Raw genomic sequence first — 26,701 nt, forward strand, 5'->3', positions numbered from 1 at the left:
ATCTTTCTTTTTCCTATAACGTACTGCCGCTGTCCACCTCCCTCCGGTTCTCATCCAGGTATTCCTTCAGGAACCTGGACACCTCCGGCGAGCTCAGCGGCACATTTCCAAGTATTTCCCTCATCTCCCGGGTATCCAGCGTGAATGCGCGTCCGTCCCGGGCGTATCTGTAGTAAAGATCCATCTCCTCATGGCAGGTGACAAGTGTATGTATGGTGGCTGTCATATCTCCCAGGGGCATCCTGTCGATGCTGTCGAGGACAAACACCGCCTTTGTCACTGTCCCCTCCCCCTCCTTTGACCGGATGGAAAAGCTTCCTCCTGTGGCCAGGGCCGCCTGCTTGAAAAAGGGAATGCCAAGCCCCACCTTCCGGGTATTCCTGGTGGTAAAAAAGGGATCTTCCACTTTTGCAAGCTGTTCCTCTGACATGCCGCAGCCGTTGTCCGCTATTGTAACGGAGAGGGTATTTTCAGCCGTGTCAGCCAGCACTTCGATCCTTACCAGGGTCGCGCCTGCCCGGACGGAATTCTCCGCCACGTCCAGGATATGAAGGGATATCTCCGGCAGCATGGCTATTCGTATTTGGCCAGGATGTCGTCGATATCGTCCACCTTCAGCCTGCCGTAGACCTCATCGTTGATAGTCATGACCGGAGCCAGGCCGCAGGCGCCGATACAGCGGCACGCATCCAGTGAAAATTTTCCGTCGGGTGTACACTCCCCGCCCACAATGCCAAGCTTCTCCATCAGCTTGTTGTAGATGTCTCCGGAGCCCTTCACGTAGCATGCCGTGCCAAGACAGACAGAAATCTGGTATCTGCCCTTGGGGCTTAGAGTAAACTGTGAATAAAATGTCACAACTCCGTAGATTTTCTCCAGGGGGATCCCCGTCTCATCGGAAATGATCTTCTGCACTTCTATGGGAAGATAACCGTATATCTCCTGAGCCTTCTGCAGAATCGGCATGAGGGCGCCCTTCTCATCCTTCATGCCGCGGATGACAGCAAGAAGCGCCTCTTCCTGCTCTTTCGTTCCCCGGAACGGAACGGTCGACTTCGTAGAAACCATCTGTAAACCTCCTTGTTCTCAATTTTTGTCTGAAAATTACTTTGTCTTTCACTCTTCAATCATTCTATCACAGACTTTTCTAAATATCTACAATTATCTCTCCTGTTTTTTAGTGATTATAACTTTTCTACGTCCATTTTTTCACATTATATGTTAAAAAATGCACAATATTGTTCTTCTATTTTTATCTATTTTATACAAATTGCCTTGATTTGACTATTTTCTGATGCTATACTCTCATTATACTCATTGTTTCATATTTTATATTTTTTTACTTTGTTTGCAGTATTTTCACAGGAGGTTTCCATGGTAATCAGAGAAATCAAAGCCCTTCTGGATGCACAGATCCTGTCCGGGGAACAGATGCTGGACCATGAGGTGGAGGAGGCCTTTGCCTCGGACATGATGAGCGATGTGCTGGCCTTTGCAAATCCACACTGCGTCCTTCTCACCGGTCTGTGCAATCCACAGGTCATCCGCACTGCCGAAATGCTGGATGTGTCCTGCATCGTCTTTGTGCGGGGCAAGCCCCTGGACAGCGAGATCCTGAATCTGGCAAGAGCAAGGGAGATGTGCGTCCTGCACACAGAAAAAGGAATGTATACAACCTGCGGCATTCTATACAGCAGCGGGCTGTAATGCCGGCCCTGCCGGCTTCAAGGAGGTAATCAAAACATGAGCGAATGTCTGACATTTGAATATCAGGTCCCCGGCGATGATTTCACCCGCGCCGGCGAGGCCAGCAGCAGTGTAAAGAATAAGCTCAAGATGATGGGCGTGGACAGCGGTGCCATCCGCAGAGTTGCCATCGCCATGTACGAGGGGGAGATCAACATGGTCATCCATGCGGGAGGCGGCGCCATCAAGGTCATGGTCACTGACGACAATATCCAGATCATACTGGCGGACACAGGCCCCGGCATCCCGGATGTGGAAAAAGCCATGCAGCTGGGCTACTCCACCGCCCCGGAGGAGGTCCGTTCCCTGGGCTTTGGCGCAGGCATGGGTCTGCCCAACATGAAGAAATATTCAGACAATATGCAGATCGACACAGAGGTGGGGGTGGGGACCACTGTGACTATGGACATACATCTGTAGGCGTATCTGCCCTGTAAAGGAGGACATCTTTTGGATAAATTCATACATTCTGTCAAACTGGATAAAGATGCCTGCACAGGCTGCATCAACTGTATCAAATACTGCCCCACCCAGGCCATCCGGGTACACGGCGGAAAGGCCTCCATCAAGCCCCAGTTCTGCGTGGACTGCGGCCGGTGTATCCGGTACTGTCCCCACCACGCCAAGATCGCGGAGTCGGACTCTCTGGATGAGATGCATGATTATAAATACACGGTTGCTCTTCCCGCCCCCTCCCTCTACGCCCAGTTCAACAATCTGACCAACGTGGACATTGTCCTCAACGCCCTACTCTCCATGGGCTTTGACGATGTCTTTGAGGTGAGCGCCGCGGCGGAGCTGGTGTCTGAGATGACCCGCTCCTACATAGAAGAGCACAGGGACGAGGCTCCCTTTATCAGCAGCGCCTGTCCCACCATCGTGCGCATCATCCGGGTCCGCTTTCCCACCCTGATCCCCCGGCTCCTTCCCATCCGGCCCCCGGTGGAGATCGCGGCACAGATTGCCAGAAAGCTTGCCATGGAGAGGACCGGACTTCCCTCCTCGGACATCGGGATCTTCTTCATCTCTCCCTGTCCCTCCAAGGTCACTTACGCCAAGGCTCCCCTGGGCATTGAGAAAAGCCAGATAGACAAGGTAGTTGCCATCAAGGATGTGTACCCAATCCTCCTGTCCCACATGACCCAGGACGAGTCGGAGCTGCGCCCCCTCTCCACCTCCGGCCGGATCGGCATCGGCTGGAGCAACAGCGGAGGTGAGGCGGCCGGCCTCATAACGGACAATTATCTGGCAGCCGACGGCATCATGAACGTCCTGCGGGTGCTCAGCGATCTGGAGGACGAAAAATTCCACGGCCTTTTGTTCGTGGAGCTGAACGCCTGCAACGGAGGCTGCGTGGGCGGACCTCTGACTGTGGAAAACCCCTACGTGGCCACTGCCAAGACAAAGCGGCTCCATCGGTATCTGCCCGTCTCCGGCACTCATATGGAAGCCTGCCCGGATGTGGACTATCTGTGGGAAGAGTATGTGGAGTACGAGCCGGTCTTCCGCCTTGGGAGCAATTTCCGCGAAAGCTTTGAGATGATGGGTATGGTGGAGGACCTGACAGAGCAGCTTCCCGGCCTGGACTGCGGCTCCTGCGGCGCTCCCACCTGCCGGGCCCTGGCGGAGGATATCGTGCGGGGCGAGGCCTCCAGAAACGACTGTATCTATGAGTTTATCGAGTATATCCAGAGCCTCTCCGGCGACCTGTCCTACCTGACCACCGAGATGGAGGCTGCCGGACATATCAGTCCTGTGGATCTGCAGAACCTGCAGCACTCCATCGGCAAGCTGGCTCTGGAGCTGCGGAGAAAGGATGTGTGACAGATGACTGCCGTGCGGGACCTGATCGAAAAAAATTGTTTTGAGCTGAAAAACCGGGGCAGAGCCGATAAGGCAGTGACGAAGGTGTTCTGCTGCGACCTGCTCAGCGTTGCCATGGGAAAGGCCCCCGAGGGCTGCGCCTGGGTCACTGTCATGGGAAACCGGAATACACTGGCAGTGGCCTCCCTGGCGGATGTCTCCTGTGTGATCCTGGCAGAGGGAGCTGCCCTCACACCGGAGGACCTGGCCTGCGCCGAAAAAGAAGAGATCACCGTGTTTTACACAGAGCTGCCCGTCTTCGAGGCAGCCCTGGCGGTGCATGGTCTGCTGTGAGCATGCTCTACTACGACCTTCACATCCACTCCTGCCTCTCTCCCTGCGGCGACAAAGACATGACACCGGCCAACATCGCCGGCATGGCCGCCGTGAAGGGGCTGGATGTGATCGCCCTCACAGACCACAATTCCTGCCGGAACTGTCCCGCTGCCATGAGGCACGCCGAGGATCTGGGTATTACCTTGATCCCGGGCATGGAGCTGACCACCTCCGAGGAGGTCCATGTAGTCTGTCTGTTTCCCACTCTTGAGGCGGCCATGGATTTCGACCAGTATGTGTATCTCCATCTTCTTCCCGTAAAAAACCGTCCGGACATTTTCGGAGAACAGCTGATCCTGGATGAGAAGGATCAGATCACAGGCACCTTAGAGAAGCTCCTGATCAATGCTACAGACATCCCCTTCTACCGGACAGAAGCTCTCGTGGCAGGATTCCACGGCCTCTGCTTTCCGGCCCACCTGGACAGATCCTCCACCAGCCTGCTATCCAACCTGGGCTTTATCCCCCCGGAGAGCACTTTCCGTTGCGCGGAAATCCGCGATCTCACAAAGCTGCATCAGCTAAGGAGAGACCACCCCTATCTGGAGAGCTGCCGCATCCTCTCAAATTCAGATGCCCACTATCTCTGGGACATCAGAGAGCCGGATCTGCAGATCCCCTGCGCCTCCCGCAGCATACCGGATATACTGGAGGTCCTGTCTGCGCCCCCGGCATATATCCAACATGCCGGGGATCGCAGGGATTGACTTGCCCCTGCAGGTGTGCTATCCTGTGGTAAGAAAATCAGATACATACAGGTGCCCTGCCATCTCACAAAAGAAACGGCAGGGATAATAGGGAAACAGGTGCAAGTCCTGTACGGTCCCGCCGCTGTAAGGAGGGAACAGTCTTTATGGTCCACTGTGTCCGGGTCATTCACACTCAGGGATATGGGAAGGCAAAGGCTGTGCGGATCTCCAAGTCAGAAGACCTGCCTGCTTGTAGGGAACTGCCGTCTGTCACGGAGTATGATGAGAGGTATGGAAACGGAAGACAGAGCCGCCCGGTCTGCTTCTGTATTTTTGATGCCCCTGTTGCGATCCCGACAGGGGCATTTATCTGATACCGGCACACAGCGCCGGATCATACATACAGATACCCACACGGTATGAAATGAAGGAGGATCAACACAATATGACAAACAAATCTATGGCACACCGCGAAAAACTGCTGGTGGCTCTCGCCGGCGTCTTCGCCCTGTCCCTTGCGGCGGCGCCGGAGGCAAACGCCATGCACATCATGGAGGGCTATCTGCCCGGGGGCTTCTGCATCGCCTGGGGCGTTTTATGTCTTCCCTTTGTGCTGGCAGGCTTTTTCTCTATCCGAAGGACCGTACAGGAAAACCGGAAGGCACTCATACTGCTGGCCATGTCCGGGGCCTTTATCTTCGTGATCTCCTCTCTGAAAATCCCCTCTGTCACCGGGAGCTGCTCCCACATGACAGGGACAGGACTTGGAGCCATCCTTTTCGGCCCCTCCTGCGTCAGCATCCTGGGCGTCATCGTCCTTCTCTTCCAGGCCATCCTGCTGGCTCACGGAGGACTGACCACCCTGGGAGCCAACACCTTCTCCATGGCCATCGCAGGCCCCTTTCTCGCCTGGGGACTGTACGCACTCCTCAGCAGGCTGAGGGTCAACCGGAGAGTGTCCATCTTCCTTTCTGCCGCTCTGGGAGACCTCTTCACCTACTGCGTGACCAGCCTGCAGCTTGCCCTGGCCTATCCGTCCCAGCAGGGGGGAGTGGCCGCCTCCGCCCTGAAATTTCTGGGTGTCTTTGCCCCCACACAGGTGCCTCTTGCTGTCATCGAGGGAATACTCACAGTGGTCATCGTCATCGCTCTTGAGTCCTACGCACAGCCGGAGCTGAAGCTGATCGGCTACTACAGGGAGGTAAAATAGGATGAAGAAGAAACATATGAGCAAAAATACAAAAACCGTGCTTATCCTGCTTGTTATCGCTGTCCTCATCGCCGTAGTCCCCCTCTTTGCACGGAAGGGAGCTTCCTTCGGCGGGTCCGACGACGCAGGCAGCGTCATGGTGGAGGAAGTCAGAGGCGCATCCTACGAGCCCTGGTCCACTCCTGTCCTGGAAAATCTTCTGGGCGGCGAGCTGCCTGGAGAGGTAGAGAGCCTCATCTTCTGCGTCCAGACCGGCATCGGCGTTGGCATCATCGCCTTCTGCATGGGCCGCCTTGTAGAGCGGAAAAAATGGATGAAAAAATATGAGAAGGAGCAGGAAGAAACGGAAGAAGACGGAGGGATTGCAAGAGACTATGCTGGAGATAGATAAGCTCTGCTACACGTCAAAGCTGCGGTATGTGAACGCCGGGGAAAAGTGTTTCTTTTCCCTGGCTTCTGTCATACTCTGCATTGTCAGCCGGTCCGTCCCGGCGGCCCTTCTCCTCCTTATCGCCTCCACGTACCTGACTGTGAGAAAGGGCGGTATTTCTATAAAGCGCTGGCTGAGATACATGACTCTGCCCCTTACGTTTCTGCTCCTTGGCACAGGAGCCATCCTGGTCAATATCTCCCGGACTCCCCTGGACGCCTTTGCCCTGCCTGTGGGCTCTCTCTATCTGACCGGGAGCCGGGCGGGAGTGCTGCAGGCCGCGCAGCTGATCCTGACAGCCCTCTCCAGCGTGTCTGCCCTCTTCTTCCTGTCCTTCAATACACCCATGACAGACATACTGGGCGTGCTGAAGGCCTGCCGGCTGCCCCGCCTTCTCATTGAACTTATGATGCTCACCTACCGGTTCATTTTCCTGCTCCTGGAAAACGCCTCCGCCATGCTCCTCTCCCAGGACGCCAGGCTGGGGAACCGGGACCTGCGGACAGCCTTCAGGTCCCGGGGCATGCTGGCCTCCATGCTCTTTATACGGGCCATGAGACAGGCCGGCTCCCTCTACGATGCCATGGAGGCCCGGTGCTACGACGGACAGATCCGGGTGCTGGAGGAGCAACACCCGCCCAGAAGGCGGGAAATCCTCTCCATAGCAGTGTTTGAGGCAGTACTCCTCCTGCTGGCCCTGCTTCCCTTCGCAGCCGGAGCCGCGGGAGCAGGTGCATGGCTGTAGAACAGAAAGGATGACTATGAACGATCTTATTCTTGAAGCGAGACATGTATCATACTCTTACGGCAGCGGGGAGACGCCCTCCTTGAAGGACCTGTCCCTGTCCATCCGCCGGGGCAGACGCACCGCGGTCATGGGCGCCAACGGCTCGGGGAAATCCACCTTTTTCCTCTGCTGCAACGGCATCCTGCGGCCGGACGAAGGTCAGATATACTACAATGGCCAGCCCCTCTCCTACCGGAAGAAGGACCTCCTCTCTCTGCGGGAGAAGGTGGGCATCGTGTTCCAGGACCCGGACATGCAGCTCTTCTGCGCCAGCGTGTACCAGGAGATTTCCTTTGGTCCTCTCAACCTGGGACTTCCCAGGGAGGAGGCCGCCAGGGAGGTGGAGGCAGTCATCCGGCGGCTGGGCATCACTCCCTTCCGCCACCGCCCCGCCCACGCCTTAAGCGGCGGTCAGAAAAAGCAGGTGGCTCTGGCGGACATCCTTGTCATGCACCCGGAGCTCCTCATCCTGGACGAGCCCTTTGCCGCCCTGGACCCCAGCCATGTCCACATCATCCGCGACATGATACGGGACCTGGAAAAGGACAGCTCCCCCTCCGGCCCCCTGACTGTCGTCATCGCCACCCACGACACGGACTTTGCCCTGGAGTGGGCAGATGAGGTCATCCTCTTCAGCGAGGGACAGGTGCTGGCCCAGGGAGCTCCCGCCTCCGTCCTGACAGACCGGGAGCTGCTGGCCCGGGCCAGCCTGGATCTACCCGGCGTCATAAAGGTCTTTGAGAGCCTGCAGGCGGCGGGACTTCTGGGGGCGGACCTTCCCGCCCCGAAGCATCTTGACCAGCTCACCGACTATATCAGACACACTGTATAAATGTCAGACACACTTCGTAAAGATCAGGTACACTTGTATAAAAACATAAGGAGAATAGACATGGAACACAGAGGACTCCTGGTTGTCAGCTTTGGCACCAGCTATCCGGAGACAAGAAAGAAAAATATCGAACATATAGAGAGCCTTCTGTCCGCGGCCTTCCGGGACAGGACCTTCTACCACGCCTACACAAGCGGCATGATACGCAGGAAGCTGCGGGAGCGGGACCAGCTCCTCATCCCCAGCGTGAAGGAGGCAGTCCAGGCGGCTCTGGAGGACGGGGTCAGGGACCTCCTCGTCCAGCCCACCCACATCATGAACGGCATTGAGAATGACCAGATGAAGGAGGACGTGCAGAGCTTTGCGGACCAGTTTGACAGGATTTCTATCGGCGCTCCCCTCATCTCCAGCACAGAGGACCAGTTTGCAGTCATAGAGGCCCTGATGGGAGAACTTCCCTCCCTCTCATACCAGGAGGCCCTGGTCTTTATGGGACACGGCAGCACCCACTATGCCAACACTCTCTATGCCGCCCTGGACTACGCCTTCAAGCAGGCCGGGCACCCGGGCGTGTACGTGGGCACGGTGGAGGCCTTCCCTGACGCCCGGGCCGTGCTGTCTCAGCTGAGAGAAAAGGACATCCGGCGGGTGTACCTGACGCCCTTCATGCTGGTGGCAGGGGACCACGCGTGCAACGACCTGGCCGGGGAGGACGAGGACTCCTGGGACAGCATCTTCAAAGCGGAGGGGTACGAGACCTGCTGCATTTTAAAAGGCCTGGGAGAGTACGACGGCATCTGTGACCTCTACGTCCGCCACGCCCTTCAGGCCCTTCTCTGATTTCTATTTCACACCATCCCGCGCCATGTACAGGATGGCGTTGCAGATGGCGGCGGCAATATTGCTGCCGCCCTTTCTTCCTTTCGCCACGATGGATGGCACGTCTCTTTCCAGGAGCAGCTCCTTGGCTGCCACCACGTTGACAAATCCCACCGGCACGCCGATCACCAGGGCAGGGGACAGCTCCCCCGCGTCCATGAGGCTGCATATCTCCACAAGGGCGGTGGGGGCGTTCCCCACCGCCAGGATGAGGGGGCGCTCCGTCTCCCTTGAGAGGGCCGCCGCCTTCCTCATGCTGGCCACTGCCCGGGTAGTCCCCTCTCTCTTTGCGGCCTCCGCCACATCGGGGTCGGCCATGAAGCAGAGGACCTCCCCGCCGAAGGAGGCAAGGGTCTTCTTGCTGACTCCAGCCTTTCCCATATTTGTGTCCGTGACGATGAGGGCTCCGGACCGGATGGCCTCCAGCGCCTTTCTCACAGCCCCCGGGGAGAAGACCAGATTGTCCGCATAATCGAAATCCGCACTTGTGTGGATGCATCTCTTTATGACAGGCTCCTCCAGGGGGTCAAAGGTCCTGTCCCCCAGTTCCTGGGTGATGATCTCAAAGCTCCTTTTCTCAATGTCTCCCGGCAGCACCTGCTCCAGCTTCTCTGTCATAGCTCTTCTGTCTCCTTCTCTGTGTATTCACTACAGCCCCTCACCGATGATACGGTACACCGCCTCCATATCGAGAGAGGCCCGCAGCTCTTTTGCCAGCAGTCTGTACTGGCTCTCCTTGTAGGTCCTGAAATCTGTTCCTTCCCCCACAGCCTCCAGGGTGATGCCCTTCGCCGCAGCCAGCTTCTCAAGGATGGCATCGGACATCTCCCGGCTGTCAAAGATGCCGTGGATGTAGGTCCCAGCCGCATTGCCCCGGCAGATGCCCAGGACCCGGTCCCCCCTTCTGGCCATGACCTGCACCTCCGCCAGCTCTGGCGAGGTCTCTGTATCTCCCATATGGATCTCATATCCCTCGTAGCTTCGCCCGGAGAGCGCTTGCCAGAATCCCTCCAGCTGCTCCGTCTGCCCCTCCGTCCGGGTGGTCACCTTGGAGCGTCCAAAGACGGTCCGCATCGGAAGGAGCCCCATCCCCCGCATGGAGCCGCCGGCTTCCACTCCGCAGGGATCCTCGAGCTCCTCCCCCATCATCTGGTAACCGCCGCAGATGCCAAAGACAGGCACCCCCTTTCCGGCCAGCTTCAGGATGGAGGCCTCCAGTCCGGACATCCGCAGCCACCGCAGGTCCTCCATGGTATTCTTGCTCCCGGGCAGGATGACAAGGTCCGGCTCCTTCAGCTGCCGCGCGCCGGAAACGTAGCGGACACCGGCACAGGGCCGGCTCTCCAGGGGCGCCATGTCTGTGTAGTTGGAAATCCTGGGGAGCCGGATGACGGCAATATCCAGAATCCCGAGCTTTGCTTTTTCCCCGTCCTCCCGCAGCCTCTCGGAAATGCTGTCCTCCTCCTCGATATCCGCCTGTATCATAGGCACAACGCCCACCACCGGGATGCGGGTCTTCTCCTCCAGCATGGCAATGCCCGGCTCCAGGATGGTCTTGTCCCCCCGGAATTTGTTGATGACAAGCCCTTTGATACGGGCTCTCTCCTCTTCTTCCAGAAGGGCGGCCGTGCCGTAGAGCTGAGCAAAGACGCCCCCTCTGTCAATGTCTCCGGCCAAAAGCACGGGAGCCTCCAGCATCCGGGCCAGGCCCATGTTCACAATGTCATTTTCCTTCAGGTTGATCTCTGCCGGGCTGCCGGCCCCTTCCACCACGATGACATCGTACTGGTCAGCCAGCTTCCGGTACGCCTCCAGGATGACCGGGACCAGCTTCCTTTTGTAGGCAAAATACTCCCGGGCGCTCATGTTTCCCAGCACCTTCCCCATGACGATGACCTGGGAGCCTGTGTCCGTGGTGGGCTTTAGGAGGATCGGGTTCATAAGGACAGAGGGCTCTGTCCCGGCGGCCTCCGCCTGGACTACCTGGGCTCTCCCCATCTCCAGCCCCTCCGCCGTGATGTAGGAGTTGAGGGCCATATTCTGGGACTTGAAGGGGGCGACGCGCAGCCCGTCCTCCTTCAGTATCCGGCACAGTCCCGCTGTGAGGAGGCTCTTGCCCGCCCCGGACATAGTCCCCTGTATCATGATCACTTTTGCCATCTGTCCATCTTCCTCTCTTTCATGATTTCCCGGAGGAGCTCCAGGAGGACCAGGTTCTCCTCCCTGGTCCTCACGCCGATCCGCCATGTCCCCGCCCAAAGGCCGGGAAAGCTGGCGCCGTCCCGGATATAGATGCCCTCCTTAAGGCAGGCCTCCTGCAGGTCCTCCGGCCCCTCAAACAGGAGAAAGGTGGTGTCGGAGGGCCAGACGCGAAAGCCCAGCTTTCGGAGCTGTCCGGACAGCCACTCCCGCTCTTCCAGAAGGAGGTCGGCTGACTTTCGGGCAAATTCCTGCTCCTCCAGGGCCGCGCAGCCTGCCATCTGGGCCGGCCAGGACACGTTCCAGGGGGGCAGCATCCGGCGGATCCTCTCCGCCGTCTCCTCCCCGCCTGCTGCCAGCCATCCAAGCCGCAGCCCGGGCATGGCATACATCTTCGTGAAGGCCCGCAGCACAAGGAGCTCCGGGCAGTCTCCCTGGAGCGCCAGGGCGGAGGCCGCCTCCCCCTCCCGGGTCAGGTCCAGGAAGCACTCATCCACCACCAGGGTGATCTTCCTCTCATGGCAGACATGGGCCAGCCCCTTTAATATCTCTGCCGGGGCAAGCCTGCCGGTGGGATTGTTTGGATGACAGAGAAAAAGCATCTCAAGCCCCGGCTCCTCCCCGGCCCTGCGGACCAGCTCCCGGGTCGCCAGCCAGTCGTTCTCTCCCCGCAGATAAAACCGCTCCACCTGGCAGCCCCGGGCCAGGAGGGCTCCCTCGTACTCCCCGAAGGAGGGAGCGCATACGAGAGCCTTCCCCGGCTGCAGGGCCGCCGTGATCCCCCAGATAAGCTCCGCCGCCCCGCTGCCGGCCACGATCCGCTCCGCCGGTATGCAAAAGGCGTCAGAGAGGGCCTGCCTGAGCTCCCTCTGCCGGGGATCCGGGTAGCGGAAGGACTCCTCCACTCCCCGGACGGCCGCTCTTTTGACCGCCTCCGGCATGCCGAAAGGATTTACATTGACAGAAAAGTCGATCCGTATGTCTTTGTCGTAAATATTTCCGCCGTGGTCTTCCATCTCATCCACCTCAGTCTTCTACAGCATAAAAAGGACCGCCGCCTTCAGGGCTCCAAGGACAAGGAGCTGGAGAAGGGCGGTGGCATACTCCAGGCGGCAGGCCCGCCTGATATCCTGCCGCTCTATGGGCCGTATCCCGTCACCGATAAAGGGCTTTCTGACAAGCTTCCCAAAATACCAGGCATCCCCCGCCAGCTGCACATCCAGAGCCCCTGCCATGACCGCCTCCGTGTGGGCCGCGTTGGGGCTCTTGTGTTTCTTCCTGTCCCGCTTCAATATCCGCCACGCGTTCTTCCCGTCGTACCCGGCAAGGAAGGCGGCGGCGGTCATAAAGAGAGCGCTCAGGCGGGCCGGGATAAAGTTAGCCGCATCGTCCAGCCTGGCGGCGCAGGTGCCGAAATACTGATATTTCTCATTGTTATAGCCCACCATGGAGTCCATGGTGTTCACCGCCTTGTAGGCAAATCCCCCCAGGGGGCCTGCCAGGATCATGTAAAACAGGGGAGCCGTGACGCCGTCGGAGGTGTTCTCCGCCACCGTCTCCACAGCCGCCTTGATGACCCCCTCCTCGGTCAGGTCCCGGGTGTCTCTCCCCACGATCATGGAGACGGCCCGCCGGCCGGCCTCCAGCCCCTCCTTCTCCAGAGCCTCCTCCACCTTCAGGCTCTCTGTCCTCAGAGATCTTGCCGCCAGCAGCTGCCAGCAGAAGATGCAGGAGAGGAGGAAAGAGAGAAGGGGATGGACAAGAGACAAAAAGAAGAGGAGCAGGGCCGGCACACCCACAGAGACAAGAAGGGTCAGGACCACAAGGACGGCCCCCGCCCATCTCTCCCCCCTCCTGCCTGCCGGGAAGAGCCGCCGGAGGATTTTCTCCAGCCTGCTGATGACCCAGCCTATGCCCTGCACCGGGTGCCAGAGCTCCCTTGGATCCCCCAGGATAAAATCAACTATAGATCCGATGATCAATGCCGCCAGTGACTGTACCATCCAGCTGTCCATCCTTCCATTTGTTTTCGTCAATCTCCAGTATGTATCCCTCTCCGTTCTCCACATTCCATCCATAGTAGCTGCTGCCCTCTATGACCTGGGAGAGAACCGCCATGATGACGCCCCCGTGGACGCAGCAGGCGATGGAGCCATAGCCTCTCTTCCGGCTTATCTCCACCGTTTCCCTCAGCGCTTCCAGGCACCGGGCGTTAAAGCCGGGGATACTCTCCCCGCCGGGGAAAGTGTCCGCCCCTTCTGTGCCGATGAAGGCGTCGTAGGCCGGATCCCCCAAAAGCTCCTCGTGGGTCTTCCCCTCCAGGATGCCAAAGTCGCACTCCCGGAAGCCCTCCACCACCTCCGGGCTGCGTCCCCGAAAGATGCTCTGCGCCGTCTGGACGCAGCGCAGCATGGGACTGGAAAAAATGTGCTCCGGCTGGGGGTATGTCCTCTTTTTCAGCGCCTCCATCCCCTCCCGGGACACCGGCTCGTCCGTCCTGCCCCCGATAAATCTGTGTATTTTATTTCCTTCTGTCTGTCCGTGACGGACCAATATGATTTCCATCTTCTCTAACCTGTCACCGCCATGGCCAGCAGGACGGCCAGCTCGCAAAGCTGCACAAAATATCCCGCCAGGTCTCCGGTGATCCCTCCGAATTGTTTTCTGCTCATGTAATAGTACCAGCCAAAGACGGCCGCCGCCGCTGCAGCCGAAAGCCCTCCTCTCCAGCCGCCAAGCCACAGAAGGAGAACCCCCTCCAGGACGAGGAGAAGGGCGAGAAAGAGGACTGCCCTCCCCTTGCTGGCTCTCTTTGCGAACATGGTCACATAGGAGCCGCTCTTCTTCGCCTTTGGAAAACAGAGCACGGACAGGCCGCTCAATGTCCGGCTGACCGTGTAGCCCAGGCAGACGCACAGGAGTCCCTGCCCCGGCTTCACAGCGCACCAGGCGCCAAAGGAGAGGAGCAGGTAGAGGCCGCAGCCCATGACCGCAAAGGCACCTGTGTGGCTGTCCTTTAAAATGGCCAGCTTCTTCTCCTTATCCCCGCAGGAGGCCAGGGCGTCCCGGGTGTCCATGTACCCGTCCATGTGGATGCCTCCTGAGATCCACAGGGGCAGAGCCGTCAGCACAGCCCCCAGAAGGAGAGGGGACAGTCCCAGCAAGCGCCCCCCCTGAAAGCAGAGCCAGGCGAGCGCCCCCAGGACGGTCCCCACAAAGGGAAAATAGCACATGACATAGTCCATGGAGGAGCGCTCCCAGTCCGGCTGGGGCACCGGGATGCGGGAGTACATGCTGAAGGCAACGAGAAAGCTGTTGACCTGTCTCATCGTCTCTCCACCTCGCTTAAGAGCTCACTGCCCTTGAGCACCAGGGGCAGGCCGAACTTCACCTCCACCACTACGTCCGCCTCCTTTGCCAGCAGCTGGTTCACCCGGCCGGACTCCTTTACATACCTGCGCAGCTCCGGATCCATGGGCACCTCCGAGAAGGCGTCCTGGGCAATGACGATGAGGTTCTCCGCCTGGTCCTTCAGATGCCGGATCCCCTCCATGATGTAGGCGGCCGGAGCCTCCGGATGCCTGGCCCTCGGGTCATACAGCTCGTTGGCCAGCAGATTGGTCATGCACTCCAGAAGTACAAGCCGCTCCCCGGACAGGTCCAGTGTCTCCAGGGCCAGTCCCTGCTCCACTGTGCGGAAATTTTTACCCTCCCGCATCTTTCTGTGGTCCCGGATCCTCTGCTCCATCTCCTCGTCAATGTCTGTCAGAGTGGCCAGGTAGACCTTCTCTTCGGGGCACAGCTTCACAGCCAGATCCTCCGCGTAGGCGGATTTGCCGCTGCCGCTGCCTCCAAAAATCATGTACAGCATCGCTCGTCTCCTCTCTTTCCTATGCTTCCCCGCCCAGGGGCTTGTAGGCCTCGATCTGGATGCCGTCAAAGTCCGGCATCTTCCGGTAGACCTCCAGCGTCATGTCCAGAAGGGGCATCAGGGCCACAGCCCCTGTCCCCTCTCCCAGCTTCATGTGACAGCCGATAAAGGCCTCCTTATCCAGTTCTCTTAAAATCCGCCCCATGCCCGGCTCCCCGGACATGTGGGAGGGCAGGATAAAACGCTCCGTCCCTGGGGCGATGCGGCAGGCCAGAAGAGCCGCCGCCGCGGAGATAAATCCGTCCATCACCACCGGCAGGCGCTCCATGGCGCCGCCCAGGAAGACTCCTGCCAGACCTCCGATGTCAAATCCACCCACCTTGGCAAGGACGTCTATGGGGTCTGCCGGGTCCGGCTTCCACAGCCCGATGGCCCGGCGGATTACCTCCCGCTTTCTCTGAAGCCCCGCATCCGACAGTCCGGCGCCCCGCCCGGAGAGCCCCTCCGGATCCTCCTCCAGGAGAACAGAAGCCACAGCGCTGCTGGTGGTGGTGTTGCCGATGCCCATCTCCCCGGTGAGAAGGATCTGGTAACCCTGTTTTTTCAGCCTTTTTGCCGCCCGGATACCGGCAAGGATAGATTCCTCCGCCTCCCTGCGGGTCATGGCCGGCTCCTTTAACATGTTCTTTGTGCCGTAGGCTATCTTATCGGTGTACACCTTCGTGTCCACTGACACGCCAATGTCTATGGGAAACACATCCACCCCGGCTGTCCGGCCCATAATACAGGCGGAGGTAAGCCCTCTGGAAAAGTTGTCTGTCACCACCGCGGTGACGCTGCTGTCGGTCTGGGAGATGCCTTCCTCCACCACGCCGTTGTCCGCGCACATGACGATGAGTCCCTTTTTGTCAATGGACACGTCCGCCGTGCCGGTTATACCCGCTATCTGCGTGACAGCATCCTCCAGGGTGCCCAGGCCAAAGAGAGGCTTTGCTATGGAGAGCCACCTGCTTTGGCATTTCTCCACGGCCGCCTCATCGAGGGCGGGGATGTCCCCCTTTCCCGGTATTTTTATCTCACTGTCTCTTGTTTCCATATTCTTCCGCCTTTCTGACAAATCTTGCGGCCACCTTTGGGGAGGAGTACAGGTACAGGTGGGGAAATCCCGCGTAGAAGCCCTCCCCTATATGTCCACAGGTCCAGCTCCTTCCTGTGACCGGCTTTCTGGCAAGGAGAGCCTCCCCTGTGCCCTCCGTATCCATATAGTGGAACTCGTGGCCCTGGATACTCTCCCCCGGCCCAAGGAGTCCGCCGTGCTCTGCCGTAGCCGGAAATCTTCCGCTCTCTGCGGATGTCGCAGCTTTCCCGTCCTCCGTCAAGGTCAGGGTGACATAGCCGAACCTGGAGAGCTTTCCTGTGTAATGGCTCTTCCCGGGAAGGAAGCCGGCCATCCGGTGAGCTCTCCCCTCCCTGTCCTCCAGCTCCTCCAGGAGATAGAGAAAGCCTCCGCACTCCGCAAGACAGGGCATCCCCGCCTGAAGGCTGCTCTGTATGGAGTCCCTCATGGAACCATTCTCCGCCAGCTCCCCGCCGTAGAGCTCCGGGTAGCCGCCCCCCAGCAGAAGGGCGTCCGCCTCCCCGGGGACTCTTTTGTCCTTCATGGGAGAAAAGGGGAGGAGTCTGGCTCCCAGCTTTTCCAGGAGCCGCAGATTGTCTTTATAATAGAAGGAAAAGGCCGGATCCCTGGCCACGGCGATGGCAGGCCCCTTTGCGGAGGCTCCCTCCCCAAGATGCAGGTTCGGGAAGAGGAGCTCTCTTGTCTCCTCCAGGGGCGGCGCCTCCGCCCCGATCTTCTCCAGCAGCTCCAGGTCCAGCGTCTCCAGGCAGGTCTGCCCCAGCCGGTCCATCTGCTCCTTCAGCCCTTCTATCTCCTGGGGCATGACAAGGCCCAGGTGGCGGCTCTCCATGACAATCCCCTCCAGCTTCGGCAGATAGCCGCAGACGGAAAGGCCCAGCCGATCCTCTGTCATAGACTTCAGAGACGGATAGCGCATGGGGGAGACCCGGTTGAAGATCACGCCCCGGATCCGCTTCTCTTCCATAAAGTCCCTAAACCCCCGGATCAGAGCCAGGACGGACACGCTGGATTTCGCCCCGTCCACCACAAGGATGACCGGCGCCTCCAGAGTGCGGGCCACGTCCCAGGTGCTGGCCTGTGTGGTGACTCCTCCCAGGCCGTCGTAGAGCCCCATGACTCCCTCCACCACGGAGAGATCCGCCAGGGCCGCATCCTCCAGGAAGAGCTGCCGGGTCAGCTCCTCCCCGGCGAAGAAGGTATCCAGATTCTTGGAGGGTGTCCCCAGAACCGTCTCGTGGAACATGGGATCAATGTAATCCGGGCCGCACTTGAAGGCTGCCGCCCGGCGCCCCGCCTTTTTCAGGGCTGACAAAAGCCCGCAGGTCACCAGCGTCTTGCCGCTGCCGCTTGAGGGGGCGGCAATGACAAGCCTGGGCGCTTTTTTTCTCATTTCTTTTCTTCTCCTTCAAATGTGACGATATAGACCGGGTTCTGGCCCTCCATCATCTGGTAATGCCCGGCCTTCTTTCCCTTAGACACCTGCACCTGCAGGATCTGTGCCGGGTGATCCGAAAAGGCCTGCATGCAGGCCATGCACTCCGCCACCGTATTGATGGTGATGGCCGACACCACGACCCTGGCCGCCGGATTTTTCTCCCAGATCGTCTCCAGGATGGGGCGCAGGCTGCCGCCGCTGCCCCCCACAAAGGCCAGGTCCGGGGCGGGCAGGTCACGGAGAGCCTCAGGCGCCTCCCCGTGGACAGGCCGGATGTTGGACACGTGAAAGTGAACCTTATTTTTATGGATCAAAGAGAGACCCTCCGGATTTTTCTCCACTGCGTATACTGTGCCGTCTATAGCCTTTTTGGCGAGCTGGATGGACACTGATCCGGTGCCGGCCCCCACATCGTAAATGACCGCGTCCTTTGCAGGCGCCATCCTGGAGAGGATCACGCTTCGCACCTCGCTCTTGGTCATGGGCACCTTTCCCCGGATAAATTCCTCATCCTTTGCATCAGAGGGCTCCGGGCGGCGGTGACGGGGCAGCTCAATGTAGATTACACTCAGCCCGTCCCACTCCGTCTCTGCCTTCGCCAGCCGCTCTGCCAGCCCCTGGACGATCCTCTCCTTCGGGTAGGAGAGGCGGCTGCCCACGTATACTCTGGCCTGCTTCCACCCATATTTACACAGCCTTGTCAACACGGACCGGATTTCCTTTCCGCTGCTCACCAGCAGGAAAATACGGCCGTATTCCCGGAGATAATCCAGGTAGTTGCAGCTTCTCCCATGGATACTCAAAAGAGGCACCCCCTCCAGTCCCACGCCGATGCGGGCCGCCATGCAGGAGACGGAGGAGATACCCGGCAGAACCGTCACATCGTACTCCTTCAGCTCCTCCTTTAAGCTGGCCGCTCCGCTGTAAAAGCCCGTGTCACCGGAGAGGAGGATAGCGACCCGGCGGTACCGGGAGTTCATCTGGATGAACTCGTGGATCTTCTCCGCCCGGTACTCCTCGTGGCGCTCCACGCCAACGTCCTCCGCCACCTTCAGCATCCGCTCCGCCCCGATCAGCACGTCGGCGCTCTCAATGGCCTCCCGGGCCTCGGCGGTGAGACATTTCCCGGTGCCCGGGCCCACGCCGATGAGCGTGATCTTCCTGGGATCCCGGAAGCCGTATTTCTCCGCCAGCATGAGAAAGACCTCCTTCAGAGGAATCCCTCTCTCCTGGGGCCTGCCGATGACCACCGGCACGGCTCCGGCCTTCCTGGCAGCCTCCATCTTCTCCTGGAAGCCGCCAATCTTTCCCGAGTCCTTCGTCACCAGATAACGGGCCTTCACGTGGACGAGAAGCTGCTCGTTCATGCCCTCGGAGAAGGGGCCCTGCATGGCGATGAGGTGCTTTCCCTCAAAGCCCTTGGATACCGCGTGCTCCACCGCCTCCTTTGTGGAGAGCACCCGCAGAAAACATCTCCTCCTGTAATCGGGAATACGGGTGTAGGGATCCAGCTCCTTGCTGCCCGTAGTGATCAGGATGTTGCCCTTCTTGTCCGCCAGATAGGCGGCGGCCTCCTTGATATTCTTCACCCACACGGCGTTCTCTCCCCCCGCGGAGCCCTCTCTGAGGACCCGCACGCAGGGAATGTCCGCCTTCTCGCACATGGCCCTGATGTTCTTTGACACTTCCATGGCAAATGGATGGGTGGCATCGATGACAAGCTCTGCCTGACATCCCTGTGCCAGCTCCCCCATCCCCGCCACGTCCAGGCGGCCTGCCAGGACATGGATATTTTCCCCGTCCTCCACAAGCTCCTTGCCGTACTCAGTGGCCGTGCACACATATACCTCCGGCGCATGCCCCCGAAGGTATTCCGCGATCTTTCTTCCCTCTGTCGTACCCGCAAAAATTAAAATACTAGCCATTTTCATACCCTCTTGGTGTTATCATGTGTCCTTTTAATGCCTTTGTCTGTGAGTTTCCGATAAACACTGTTGTAAACATATCTGTCCGAGCGTTTTCCAGCTCTCCCAGGGTACAGATATGGTACGTCTCCCCCTCCCGGCCGATGTTGGCCGCGTAGCCGCAGACCGTGTCGGCGCTCTTAAATTCCTCTATGATCCGGCAGGCCTTTTTCAGATAATCCGCCCGCTTCCTGCTGGAAGGATTGTAAAGGCAGATGACAAAATCCGCCTGAGCCGCGCAGCGCAGCCTCCTCTCGATCTTCTCCCAGGGCGTCAGAAGGTCGCTCAGGCTGATAAGAGCAAAGTCGTGGATCAGGGGCGCCCCCAGAAGCGCCGCCCCCGAGAGGGCTGCCGTCACACCGGGGATCACCTCCACATCCACCTGGGGATAATCCTGCCCTATGGAGTAGATCAGTCCCGCCATGCCGTAGACGCCGGCGTCCCCGCTGCACACCATGGCCGTGGTCTTGCCCGCCGCCGCCATCTCCAGCGCCAGACGGCACCTCTCCTCCTCCCTTCTCATAGGAGTGGTGAGAAATTCCTTCTCCGGATAATAGTCCCTTATAAGATCCACATACACCGTGTAGCCCGCGATCACGTCGCAGGATTCAAGAGCCCGCGACGCCCGCATGGTCATATCTTCATAGCTTCCCGGCCCCAGGCCGATCACATACAGTTTTGTCAAAATCCACACTCCAATCTTCCGCGGCCAGGGCAAGCGTTATGCCCCGCTCCGCTGTCTTCTCCAGCACGAGCCGTCCACCGCCGCTTCCGAGGATGGCGGCCCGCTCACACACATTACCGACTCCCACTGTCGACTCCACAAAGGGAGACTCGCCTGTGACCGCGGTCACCTTCTCAAGCTGCCCGGCTGTCCAGGTCTCAAAAGGGATCTGCCATTTTTCCGCCAGCTGCGCAAGGCCTGGCTCCTGTGCCTTCCGGTCGATACTGGCAAGGCGCCGCACCTGGCCGGGGCGGCAGCCCACAGCTTCCAGTCCTCGAAGAAGTAATCCTTCCAGTTCCTGCCGGGGAACACCCTTTTTGCAGCCCATCCCGGCGGTCAGGTTGATAGGCAGAAGGCTGAGGATGTGGTCCCCGGCCTCCCCTCCCGCCCTCTCCTCCACCGCAATGGCTGCGGAAAAGCGGCCCAGCTTCTGCCGGCTGTCCACCAGGGTCAGTTCCTCCGGCACCCTGCCAAGAACCGGGAATTCACTGTAAAATCCCACCTTCTCCCCCTTCAGGATGCGGGCGGAAATATCCTTTGCCTTTGTCCTGTCAGTCAGCACAAGACCACATTTTTTTGCAAACACGTCCACCGCGAAGCGGCCGTTCACGTCCGTGGCCGTGGTGATCACTGCCTCCGCCCCTGTGGTCCGGGCCAAAAAACGGGCCAGGTCGTTGGCGCCTCCCACATGTCCGGAGAGGAGGGGGATGACGAACCGTCCCCCCTCGTCCAGCACCAGCACGGCGGGATCTGTAAATTTATCCCGGATATAGGGGGCGATGAGCCGCACCGCGATGCCTGCCGCGCCGATGAAGACAATCTCCCGAACCTGCTGCCAGTGCTCCTGAAGAAAAGCGCCTCCCCTGGGCCGCTCCAGCGCAAGGACTGTGCGCCCCTCTGACTCCAGCAGGCTGCGGATCTCTCCCATCTTCGCTTTTCCCCGGTCTGTGTAGCTTACAAGAAGCGTCCTATTTTCCATCCTCATCCCGTCCCTTTCCTTTCCGGAACTCTGTGGTGAAGGCGGGATCATACAGACAGGAGCGCTGGTAAGCCTCCCCTGAGAGCACCCGCCCCACGATGATGAGGGCGGTCTTCCGGATATCCTCCCGCCGGGCTGCCTCCGCCAGCTCTGACACCTGGCAGAGTATCTTCTTCTCATCCGGCCAGGTGGCCTTGTACACGATGGCTGCCGGGGTGTCCGGCGGGTAGCCGCCCTCTATCAGGGCCTCTGACAGTTGCTCCAGAAGGCCTGTGCTCAGGAACAGGACCATGGTGGACTGGTGGGCCGCAAAGGACTGGATCTTCTCCCTCTCCGGCACCGGCGTACGCCCCTCCATGCGGGTGATGACCACGCTCTGGGAAATGCCCGGCAGAGTGTACTCAAGCCCCAGGGCCGCAGCCGCCCCGGAAAAGGAGCTGACGCCGGGACACACCTCATAGGGGATGGACAGCTCATCCAGCCGGTCCATCTGCTCCCTGATAGCCCCGTAGAGACTGGGATCGCCCGTATGGAGCCGGACTACATCCTGTCCCGCCTCATGGCGCTCTTCCATCACCTGGATCACCTCCTCCAGAGTCATCCTGGCGCTGTCGTAGATCCGGCAGTCCTCAGGGCACAGCTCCAGGAGAGCCGGATTGACCAGGGAGCCCGCGTAGATCACTGTCTGCGCGCCCTCCAGAAGCCTTCTTCCTTTTACTGTGATCAGGTCCGGGTCTCCAGGACCCGCTCCCACGAAATGTACCATCTGCTATTCACCTGCCTCTTTTGCCACTATAATAGAATAATAACTCAGATCATCAGGAATTTCATCCAGAGAGTGAAAAATACGCTCTCCCTCCATCCCGCATCTCTCCACGGCCCAGCCCTTCTCTTTCCGGGCCAGCAGCTCATCCCGCACCTGGGCAGCGGCCTTACCCGCCTTCATCAGCACCCTTGTGCCGGGGAGATCCATTCCCTCATCTGCCGGGTAGGAGGCGGGAACCAGGTGAAGCATCTGGTCGTTCTCCACAAGGCCCTCCCCCACGGCCGCGGCCGCGGCGATAAAGGAGGGGATGCCGCTGATGATCTCCGCCCGGTATCCGGCGTCTTGCACCCTTTTATGGACGTACAGGTAGGTGGAGTAGATGCAGGGATCCCCCAGGGTGAGAAAGGCCGTCCTTCTCCCCTTTGCCAGCTCCTGCAGGATCCGCTCCGCGGCGGCCTCATGAGCCTCCTGTCGGGTCTTTGGGTCTCTGGTCATGGGCATATGGATCCCCAGGGCCTCCTTCTCCTCCAGCCCCGGCACGGCTCCCGCCGCGATCTTCCAGGCCACTGTCTCCCTTGGCTCCTTCCCCGGGGCCAGGATCAGGTCGCACTCCCGGATGACGCGCACCGCCTGCAGTGTCATAAGCTCAGGGTTGCCGGGGCCCACCCCGACGCCGTACAAAATTCCTTCCATAGCTGTTTCTCTCCTATATCTCTGTGTCATTTTTTTCCGGCTCTCTTCCAGAAGCTCCTCCCCGTACCGGGTCATCCCCAGCAGGCCGTACACGTTGGAAAAGAGGATAGCCCCGGTCCGCATCCTAGGTCCCGCGCTGCTTCCGGCGCGGATCTTCAGATACGCATGGATCTTCTCCAGGAGACTGGCCGTCACCTTCCCTCTCTCCTCTGCCGAGAGGGACTGCAGGGCATCCTCCGTAGTGTTGCAGTCAAGCAGCGCCGCCGCTCTCTTCCCGGGAAGGCCGGCCCGCAGGGCTGCCGCCGCCAGAAGCTCCATCCGGCAGTCCCCCTGGCGGGAGTGGGTGTTCATGATACCCCCGGCAATCTTCACCAGCTTGCCAATGTGTCCCACAAAGAGAAGGCCCTCAGCCCCCTGCTCCGCGGCCAGGTCAATAGTCTCGCCGATGTAGTTGCTGCACTTGACGGTGTCCCGGGGCAGAATTCCCCACTTTTCACGGAGGAAATCCAGGCCGTAATTGCCCGGCGCGGCAATGAGGCACCGTCTTCCCTCCGCCAGCTTTACTTTGATCTCCACCTCTATGGTATCGATGAGAGCCTTCTCGCTCATGGGCTCCACGATGCCGCTGGTTCCAAGAATGGAAAGTCCCCCCACAATGCCGATTCTTGGGTTGAAGGTCCGCTTTGCCAGCTCCTCCCCGCCGGGGATTTCCACAAGAACCCGAAATCCTCCCTCCCAGCCTGCCGCCTCCTTCAGGCGGACCAGCTCTCTTCGGATCATCTCCCGGGGGACAGGGTTGATGGCCGCACTCCCCACAGGCTGGGCAAGCCCTGCCTTGGTCACTCTCCCAATACCAGCTCCCCCGTCGATCTCGATCCGGTCCTCTGGAAGGAGGGACACGGTGGCATAGACTGTAACGCCGTCGGTCACGTCCGGATCGTCCCCGCTGTTCTTTTTCACAGCACAGGTCACAGAGGTGAGTCGGCCTTTGTCATCCCTCTCCGCCTCCGTTCCGGACCGCACCGGCAGGGCGAAAGGCTGTCCCTCCGGCAGACGGACCGTGACGGTCCAGCTCTCCCGATCTCGTGGAAGGCCGCCCGCCAGGAGAGCCTCCGCGGCCGCTGCGGCTGCCGCCTGGGCGCAGGTGCCGGTGGTCCAGCCCCTGCGCAGGCCTTTTTTATTTTTCTCCATCCGGATTACTCTGTCCTTCTCCATCTTCTCTCTCCTCTGCCGCCATCTGCAGGGCCAGGTCCACCAGATCCCGGAGGGTGGCCCGGGCTGCTGTGAAGGTCCTCATGCCTGCACGCTTCGCCTCTCCTGCCGTCATCTCCCCGATGCACAGGGCAGTCACCTTTGACAGATCCAGCTCCCCTGCGGTCCTCACAAAGCCGCGGACAGTGGAGGCGCTTGTGAACATGGCCCAGCAGTTCCCCGTCTCAAACTCCCTCTCACAGTCCATCCAGGGGAAGGACTCGTACTCTGTGTCGTAGATGGGCAGATCCAGTACCCGGGCGCCTGCTTCCTCTAGTCTTCTCACCAGCTCCTGATTGCCTGCTCTGGCCCGGGGGATAAGCACCCGCTCTCCGGCCTGCACACTGGCCGCCAGCGCCTCTCCCAAATGGTCTCCGTCGTACTGTTCGGGTATCAGGTCCGGGTAGAAGCCCCATGCTTCCAGCTCCCCCGCTGTTCCCTCGCCGATGGCGGCGATCCTCAGGTGTGCCAGACTGCGGGCATCCTGTCTTCTCTTTTTTAACTCCTCCCGGAACACCCGGACGCCGGAGGGACTGGTGAAGACGATCCAGGAAAAGGTCTCCAGCCCGGCCAGCGCCCTGGACAGAGGTTCCTTCTCTGTCACAGGCTCAATGCGGATAGTGGGCAGCTCCAGCACCTCCGCCCCCTCCCCTCGGAGCATGGCGGCCAGTCGGGAGCCGCGCTCCCTGGGCCTTGTGACAAGGATCTTACGCCCCGCCAGGGGACGGCTCTCATACCAGTCCATAGCCTGGAAGGCGGCCACATAGCCCACCAGAATGATGGCCGGGGACTGAACCTTCGCCCGGGCTGCCTTTCCGGCTATCGTTCCCACAGTGCCGACAATTTTTCTCTGGGCAGCGGTGGTTCCCCTCTCCAGCACGGCAGCCGGCATATCCGGAGACATGCCCTCCCTCAAAAGTCCCTCCATGACGTTACCCAAGGTGCTCACTCCCATGAGAAACACAATTGTTCCTCCTCCCTCGGCCAGAGAGCGGTAGTGGATGTCCGGCAGGCTTCCGTCCTTTTTGTGCGCTGTCACAATGTGGACAGAAGAAGCCAGATCCCGATGGGTCACAGGGATGCCCAGATAGGATGGAACGCCAATGGCGGAGGTGATGCCGGGCACGATCTCAAAGGGAATGCCGGCCTGCTCAAGGACAGCTGCCTCCTCGCCGCCTCTGCCGAAGACGAGAGGGTCGCCCCCTTTCAGCCGCACCACCCTCTGCCCTTTGCGGGCCTCACGCACAAGGATCTGGTTGATCTCATCCTGGGGGATCGGGTGATGGCCGGATCGCTTGCCCACATCGATATACCGGGCATTCCTGCCTCCCCACATGAGAATGCCGTTGCCCACCAGCCTGTCGTAGACAATCACATCCGCCTCCTCAAGGAGGCGCTTTCCCTTCACAGTGATCAGCTCCACATCTGAGGGGCCTGCCCCCACAAGGTACACCTTTCCCACTCTACGATTTTCCTGCGTATCTGTCTCTAAGCTCATGAGCAAGCTCCCTTCCCGTCCGCGCCGCCTGGGCCGGATCATTTTCTTCTATATTAAAAGTCCTCTCCCCGATGCTGTATTCGCCGGACTGCTCGTCGTAGTACAGCCCCCTTAAGCGGCAGGTATCTCCACAGACCCTGGCGTGGGCCGCCACCGGGGAGGAGCAGCCCCCCTCCAGCTCCCGGACAAAGGCACGCTCCGCCGCGGCCTCCAGGGCGGCCTCCCTGTCGTTTGTACAGGCAGCCATCTCCCGCAGCGCCGGCCGTCCCTGGACAGCCATGATGCCCTGCCCCGCCGAGGGGAGGATTTCCTCCGCGCTGAAGAAACGGCTGATGCGCTCCTCAAGGCCAAGGCGGATGAGGCCGGCGGCCGCCAGCACCAGGGCGTCGTACTCCCCCGCGTCCAGCTTCTCCAGCCGGGTCAGCACATTGCCCCGGATATTTTTTATCTGCGCCTCCGGGTACAGAGCCCCAAGCTGCAGCTTCCTCCGCAGACTGGAGCAGCCGATGACGCTGCCCTCTTTCAGATTTTCCAGTCCCCTGCGCAGCACAAGCACATCCCGGGGATCCTCCCTCCTGGTGCAGGCCAGGACTGGAAAATACGCCGGGGTCTCCATGGGCATGTCCTTCAGGCTGTGGACAGCCAGGTCGATCCGTCCCTCCTGGAGAGCCAGGTCCAGCTCCTTGATAAAGAGTCCCTTGCCCCCAAGCTGGCCCAGCGTCCTGTTTAGGATCCGGTCCCCGGTGGTCTTCATGGTGACCAGGCTGATCTCCGCCTCCGGGTGATGTCTCTTCAGTTCTTCCATGACGATCTGCGCCTGCCGCACGGCCAGACGGCTCTGTCTGCTTCCCACTGTGATCCTCATGTCCTGTCTCCTTTGTCCTTTTTTGTCTCTTCCTCCCCCGCAAGGCAGCTGCGGATCAGGGCCGCCGCCCTGGCTGTCCTGCCGTGATCCTCCCCATCCCCGGCAATCCCCACCGCAAGATTCTCCCCGGTCACAACAGCCGGGAAATAGAAATCGCTTAGTCTCCTGTCAGAGGCGATATTTACCGGGATGCCCAGCTCCTGACACCTCTCCTTCGCGATGCGGTCCGCCTCCGGGTCGCCGGCAGCGCAGATGACAAGGAGATACTCTGGCGTGATATCCGCCTTCTCAAGGCACTTCCGGATCAGGCGGACCTTTCCCGTCTCCAGGAATTCCTCCAGCTCCTGTCTTTGCCCTTCAGGCACCTCCCGGGCTATCACCGCGATGTCCGCCCCGAAGAGGAGGAGGGTGCGGATCCGGCGGACCGCCACCTGCCCGGCTCCCACCAGCAGTATTTTTTTGTCCTCAATATCAAGAAATACCGGAAAGTGAAGTCCCATTTTCTTCTCCCCCTCTATCCAGAGCAAAAATTTCCCCAATTAAAAC

29 protein-coding genes and 1 riboswitch are annotated in these 26,701 nt (G+C 59.8%); of the genes, 10 read left to right on the forward strand and 19 right to left on the reverse strand.

From position 1 onward, the window contains the following. Window positions 1-13 precede the first annotated feature (13 nt). Window positions 14-571 (reverse strand): ATP-binding protein, encoded by a 558-nt coding sequence (locus H7U36_RS08490; RefSeq protein ID WP_191493850.1) that lies wholly within the window; start codon window positions 569-571, stop codon window positions 14-16. A gap of 2 nt (window positions 572-573) precedes the next feature. After that, window positions 574-1,068 (reverse strand): NADH-quinone oxidoreductase subunit NuoE family protein, encoded by a 495-nt coding sequence (locus H7U36_RS08495; RefSeq protein WP_087173729.1) that lies wholly within the window; start codon window positions 1,066-1,068, stop codon window positions 574-576. Between the two features lie 306 nt (window positions 1,069-1,374). Between H7U36_RS08495 and H7U36_RS08500 the strand changes: the two genes are divergently transcribed. The 10 genes from H7U36_RS08500 to H7U36_RS08545 all read left to right on the forward strand — a co-directional run bounded on the left by H7U36_RS08500 (window position 1,375) and on the right by H7U36_RS08545 (window position 8,733). Further along, window positions 1,375-1,707: a DRTGG domain-containing protein gene (locus H7U36_RS08500; protein WP_191493851.1), complete on the forward strand. Its 333-nt coding sequence runs from the start codon at window positions 1,375-1,377 to the stop codon at window positions 1,705-1,707. A 36-nt stretch (window positions 1,708-1,743) separates the two neighbouring features. Next, window positions 1,744-2,166: an ATP-binding protein gene (locus tag H7U36_RS08505; RefSeq protein ID WP_191493852.1), complete on the forward strand. Its 423-nt coding sequence runs from the start codon at window positions 1,744-1,746 to the stop codon at window positions 2,164-2,166. 30 nt (window positions 2,167-2,196) lie between these two features. Then, window positions 2,197-3,570 (forward strand): [Fe-Fe] hydrogenase large subunit C-terminal domain-containing protein, encoded by a 1,374-nt coding sequence (locus tag H7U36_RS08510; RefSeq protein WP_191493853.1) that lies wholly within the window; start codon window positions 2,197-2,199, stop codon window positions 3,568-3,570. A 3-nt stretch (window positions 3,571-3,573) separates the two neighbouring features. Beyond that, window positions 3,574-3,903: a hypothetical protein gene (locus H7U36_RS08515; RefSeq protein ID WP_033126333.1), complete on the forward strand. Its 330-nt coding sequence runs from the start codon at window positions 3,574-3,576 to the stop codon at window positions 3,901-3,903. Between the two features lie 2 nt (window positions 3,904-3,905). Beyond that, a complete protein-coding gene (locus tag H7U36_RS08520) occupies window positions 3,906-4,652 on the forward strand; it encodes a PHP domain-containing protein (RefSeq protein WP_207750589.1) in 747 nt (248 codons plus the stop codon). 32 nt (window positions 4,653-4,684) lie between these two features. Continuing rightward, window positions 4,685-4,898, forward strand: a riboswitch (cobalamin riboswitch). A 196-nt stretch (window positions 4,899-5,094) separates the two neighbouring features. Then, on the forward strand, window positions 5,095-5,844 hold the full coding sequence (locus H7U36_RS08525; protein WP_191493859.1) for an energy-coupling factor ABC transporter permease: 750 nt from the start codon (window positions 5,095-5,097) through the stop codon (window positions 5,842-5,844). 16 nt (window positions 5,845-5,860) lie between these two features. Beyond that, on the forward strand, window positions 5,861-6,235 hold the full coding sequence (locus H7U36_RS08530) for a cobalt ECF transporter S component CbiN (protein WP_191493860.1): 375 nt from the start codon (window positions 5,861-5,863) through the stop codon (window positions 6,233-6,235). Continuing rightward, a complete protein-coding gene (gene cbiQ, locus H7U36_RS08535) occupies window positions 6,219-7,019 on the forward strand; it encodes a cobalt ECF transporter T component CbiQ (RefSeq protein ID WP_191493855.1) in 801 nt (266 codons plus the stop codon). The genes H7U36_RS08530 and cbiQ overlap by 17 nt, the downstream gene beginning before the upstream one ends. A 16-nt stretch (window positions 7,020-7,035) precedes the next feature. Next, a complete protein-coding gene (locus H7U36_RS08540) occupies window positions 7,036-7,893 on the forward strand; it encodes an energy-coupling factor ABC transporter ATP-binding protein (protein ID WP_033126336.1) in 858 nt (285 codons plus the stop codon). Window positions 7,894-7,953: 60 nt separating this feature from the next. Further along, on the forward strand, window positions 7,954-8,733 hold the full coding sequence (locus H7U36_RS08545) for a sirohydrochlorin cobaltochelatase (RefSeq protein ID WP_205156013.1): 780 nt from the start codon (window positions 7,954-7,956) through the stop codon (window positions 8,731-8,733). Between the two features lie 3 nt (window positions 8,734-8,736). Here the strand turns inward: H7U36_RS08545 and H7U36_RS08550 are convergent, their stop codons facing one another. Genes H7U36_RS08550 through H7U36_RS08630 form a run of 17 tightly spaced genes read right to left on the reverse strand, consistent with a single transcriptional unit; the run spans window position 8,737 to window position 26,655 of the window. Continuing rightward, entirely contained in the window at window positions 8,737-9,390 is a 654-nt protein-coding gene (locus H7U36_RS08550; protein WP_087173737.1) for a precorrin-8X methylmutase, read from the reverse strand. 30 nt (window positions 9,391-9,420) lie between these two features. Next, complete coding sequence (locus H7U36_RS08555; RefSeq protein ID WP_205156014.1) at window positions 9,421-10,932, reverse strand: cobyric acid synthase; 1,512 nt, start codon at window positions 10,930-10,932, stop codon at window positions 9,421-9,423. Beyond that, window positions 10,920-11,987, reverse strand: coding sequence for a pyridoxal phosphate-dependent aminotransferase (locus H7U36_RS08560; protein WP_243426739.1), 1,068 nt, complete (start codon window positions 11,985-11,987; stop codon window positions 10,920-10,922). Before H7U36_RS08560 ends, H7U36_RS08555 begins: the two co-directional genes overlap by 13 nt. An 18-nt stretch (window positions 11,988-12,005) precedes the next feature. Beyond that, window positions 12,006-12,974, reverse strand: a complete 969-nt coding sequence (cbiB, locus tag H7U36_RS08565; RefSeq protein WP_243426732.1) for an adenosylcobinamide-phosphate synthase CbiB — start codon at window positions 12,972-12,974, stop codon at window positions 12,006-12,008. Continuing rightward, a complete protein-coding gene (locus tag H7U36_RS08570; protein ID WP_033126342.1) occupies window positions 12,931-13,536 on the reverse strand; it encodes a histidine phosphatase family protein in 606 nt (201 codons plus the stop codon). Before H7U36_RS08570 ends, cbiB begins: the two co-directional genes overlap by 44 nt. Before the next feature lie 5 nt (window positions 13,537-13,541). Further along, window positions 13,542-14,300, reverse strand: a complete 759-nt coding sequence (locus H7U36_RS08575) for an adenosylcobinamide-GDP ribazoletransferase (RefSeq protein ID WP_033126343.1) — start codon at window positions 14,298-14,300, stop codon at window positions 13,542-13,544. Further along, window positions 14,297-14,842 carry a bifunctional adenosylcobinamide kinase/adenosylcobinamide-phosphate guanylyltransferase gene (locus H7U36_RS08580; RefSeq protein WP_138303089.1) on the reverse strand — a complete coding sequence of 182 codons (546 nt, stop codon included), beginning with the start codon at window positions 14,840-14,842 and terminating at the stop codon, window positions 14,297-14,299. Before H7U36_RS08580 ends, H7U36_RS08575 begins: the two co-directional genes overlap by 4 nt. A 19-nt stretch (window positions 14,843-14,861) precedes the next feature. Continuing rightward, complete coding sequence (gene cobT, locus H7U36_RS08585; RefSeq protein WP_033126345.1) at window positions 14,862-15,938, reverse strand: nicotinate-nucleotide--dimethylbenzimidazole phosphoribosyltransferase; 1,077 nt, start codon at window positions 15,936-15,938, stop codon at window positions 14,862-14,864. Further along, on the reverse strand, window positions 15,919-17,370 hold the full coding sequence (locus H7U36_RS08590) for a cobyrinic acid a,c-diamide synthase CobB (protein ID WP_205156016.1): 1,452 nt from the start codon (window positions 17,368-17,370) through the stop codon (window positions 15,919-15,921). The genes cobT and H7U36_RS08590 overlap by 20 nt, the downstream gene beginning before the upstream one ends. Next, entirely contained in the window at window positions 17,367-19,340 is a 1,974-nt protein-coding gene (gene cobK, locus H7U36_RS08595) for a precorrin-6A reductase (protein ID WP_171031511.1), read from the reverse strand. The genes H7U36_RS08590 and cobK overlap by 4 nt, the downstream gene beginning before the upstream one ends. After that, complete coding sequence (gene cobJ, locus H7U36_RS08600) at window positions 19,333-20,064, reverse strand: precorrin-3B C(17)-methyltransferase (RefSeq protein WP_205148375.1); 732 nt, start codon at window positions 20,062-20,064, stop codon at window positions 19,333-19,335. The genes cobK and cobJ overlap by 8 nt, the downstream gene beginning before the upstream one ends. Continuing rightward, complete coding sequence (locus tag H7U36_RS08605) at window positions 20,021-21,082, reverse strand: cobalt-precorrin 5A hydrolase (protein ID WP_205156017.1); 1,062 nt, start codon at window positions 21,080-21,082, stop codon at window positions 20,021-20,023. The genes cobJ and H7U36_RS08605 overlap by 44 nt, the downstream gene beginning before the upstream one ends. Next, entirely contained in the window at window positions 21,072-21,848 is a 777-nt protein-coding gene (gene cobM, locus H7U36_RS08610) for a precorrin-4 C(11)-methyltransferase (RefSeq protein ID WP_033126349.1), read from the reverse strand. The genes H7U36_RS08605 and cobM overlap by 11 nt, the downstream gene beginning before the upstream one ends. A gap of 3 nt (window positions 21,849-21,851) precedes the next feature. Beyond that, complete coding sequence (cbiD, locus tag H7U36_RS15415; protein ID WP_205156018.1) at window positions 21,852-23,756, reverse strand: cobalt-precorrin-5B (C(1))-methyltransferase CbiD; 1,905 nt, start codon at window positions 23,754-23,756, stop codon at window positions 21,852-21,854. After that, window positions 23,719-25,290 (reverse strand): uroporphyrinogen-III C-methyltransferase, encoded by a 1,572-nt coding sequence (gene cobA, locus H7U36_RS08620; RefSeq protein WP_205156019.1) that lies wholly within the window; start codon window positions 25,288-25,290, stop codon window positions 23,719-23,721. The genes cbiD and cobA overlap by 38 nt, the downstream gene beginning before the upstream one ends. Continuing rightward, a complete protein-coding gene (gene hemC, locus H7U36_RS08625; protein ID WP_205156020.1) occupies window positions 25,256-26,155 on the reverse strand; it encodes a hydroxymethylbilane synthase in 900 nt (299 codons plus the stop codon). Before hemC ends, cobA begins: the two co-directional genes overlap by 35 nt. Beyond that, the gene (locus tag H7U36_RS08630) at window positions 26,152-26,655 is read right to left on the reverse strand and encodes a precorrin-2 dehydrogenase/sirohydrochlorin ferrochelatase family protein (protein WP_205156021.1); all 504 of its coding nucleotides are present in this window, start codon (window positions 26,653-26,655) and stop codon (window positions 26,152-26,154) included. Before H7U36_RS08630 ends, hemC begins: the two co-directional genes overlap by 4 nt. Window positions 26,656-26,701 lie beyond the last annotated feature (46 nt).

The organism is Faecalicatena fissicatena (genome assembly GCF_016900595.1).
Lineage (GTDB): Bacteria > Bacillota > Clostridia > Lachnospirales > Lachnospiraceae > Claveliimonas > Claveliimonas intestinigallinarum.

Coding starts and splice junctions, on each gene's coding strand:
- H7U36_RS08490 (WP_191493850.1), bottom strand. CDS start 571: ATGCTGCCGGAGATATCCCTTCATATCCTGGACGTGGCGGAGAATTCC.
- H7U36_RS08495 (WP_087173729.1), bottom strand. CDS start 1,068: ATGGTTTCTACGAAGTCGACCGTTCCGTTCCGGGGAACGAAAGAGCAG.
- H7U36_RS08500 (WP_191493851.1), top strand. CDS start 1,375: ATGGTAATCAGAGAAATCAAAGCCCTTCTGGATGCACAGATCCTGTCC.
- H7U36_RS08505 (WP_191493852.1), top strand. CDS start 1,744: ATGAGCGAATGTCTGACATTTGAATATCAGGTCCCCGGCGATGATTTC.
- H7U36_RS08515 (WP_033126333.1), top strand. CDS start 3,574: ATGACTGCCGTGCGGGACCTGATCGAAAAAAATTGTTTTGAGCTGAAA.
- H7U36_RS08520 (WP_207750589.1), top strand. CDS start 3,906: ATGCTCTACTACGACCTTCACATCCACTCCTGCCTCTCTCCCTGCGGC.
- H7U36_RS08525 (WP_191493859.1), top strand. CDS start 5,095: ATGGCACACCGCGAAAAACTGCTGGTGGCTCTCGCCGGCGTCTTCGCC.
- H7U36_RS08530 (WP_191493860.1), top strand. CDS start 5,861: ATGAGCAAAAATACAAAAACCGTGCTTATCCTGCTTGTTATCGCTGTC.
- cbiQ (WP_191493855.1), top strand. CDS start 6,219: ATGCTGGAGATAGATAAGCTCTGCTACACGTCAAAGCTGCGGTATGTG.
- H7U36_RS08540 (WP_033126336.1), top strand. CDS start 7,036: ATGAACGATCTTATTCTTGAAGCGAGACATGTATCATACTCTTACGGC.
- H7U36_RS08545 (WP_205156013.1), top strand. CDS start 7,954: ATGGAACACAGAGGACTCCTGGTTGTCAGCTTTGGCACCAGCTATCCG.
- H7U36_RS08550 (WP_087173737.1), bottom strand. CDS start 9,390: ATGACAGAGAAGCTGGAGCAGGTGCTGCCGGGAGACATTGAGAAAAGG.
- H7U36_RS08555 (WP_205156014.1), bottom strand. CDS start 10,932: ATGGCAAAAGTGATCATGATACAGGGGACTATGTCCGGGGCGGGCAAG.
- H7U36_RS08560 (WP_243426739.1), bottom strand. CDS start 11,987: ATGGAAGACCACGGCGGAAATATTTACGACAAAGACATACGGATCGAC.
- cbiB (WP_243426732.1), bottom strand. CDS start 12,974: ATGGTACAGTCACTGGCGGCATTGATCATCGGATCTATAGTTGATTTT.
- H7U36_RS08570 (WP_033126342.1), bottom strand. CDS start 13,536: ATGGAAATCATATTGGTCCGTCACGGACAGACAGAAGGAAATAAAATA.
- H7U36_RS08575 (WP_033126343.1), bottom strand. CDS start 14,300: ATGAGACAGGTCAACAGCTTTCTCGTTGCCTTCAGCATGTACTCCCGC.
- H7U36_RS08580 (WP_138303089.1), bottom strand. CDS start 14,842: ATGCTGTACATGATTTTTGGAGGCAGCGGCAGCGGCAAATCCGCCTAC.
- cobT (WP_033126345.1), bottom strand. CDS start 15,938: ATGGAAACAAGAGACAGTGAGATAAAAATACCGGGAAAGGGGGACATC.
- H7U36_RS08590 (WP_205156016.1), bottom strand. CDS start 17,370: ATGAGAAAAAAAGCGCCCAGGCTTGTCATTGCCGCCCCCTCAAGCGGC.
- cobK (WP_171031511.1), bottom strand. CDS start 19,340: ATGGCTAGTATTTTAATTTTTGCGGGTACGACAGAGGGAAGAAAGATC.
- H7U36_RS08605 (WP_205156017.1), bottom strand. CDS start 21,082: ATGGAAAATAGGACGCTTCTTGTAAGCTACACAGACCGGGGAAAAGCG.
- cobM (WP_033126349.1), bottom strand. CDS start 21,848: ATGGTACATTTCGTGGGAGCGGGTCCTGGAGACCCGGACCTGATCACA.
- cbiD (WP_205156018.1), bottom strand. CDS start 23,756: ATGGAGAAGGACAGAGTAATCCGGATGGAGAAAAATAAAAAAGGCCTG.
- cobA (WP_205156019.1), bottom strand. CDS start 25,290: ATGAGCTTAGAGACAGATACGCAGGAAAATCGTAGAGTGGGAAAGGTG.
- hemC (WP_205156020.1), bottom strand. CDS start 26,155: ATGAGGATCACAGTGGGAAGCAGACAGAGCCGTCTGGCCGTGCGGCAG.
- H7U36_RS08630 (WP_205156021.1), bottom strand. CDS start 26,655: ATGGGACTTCACTTTCCGGTATTTCTTGATATTGAGGACAAAAAAATA.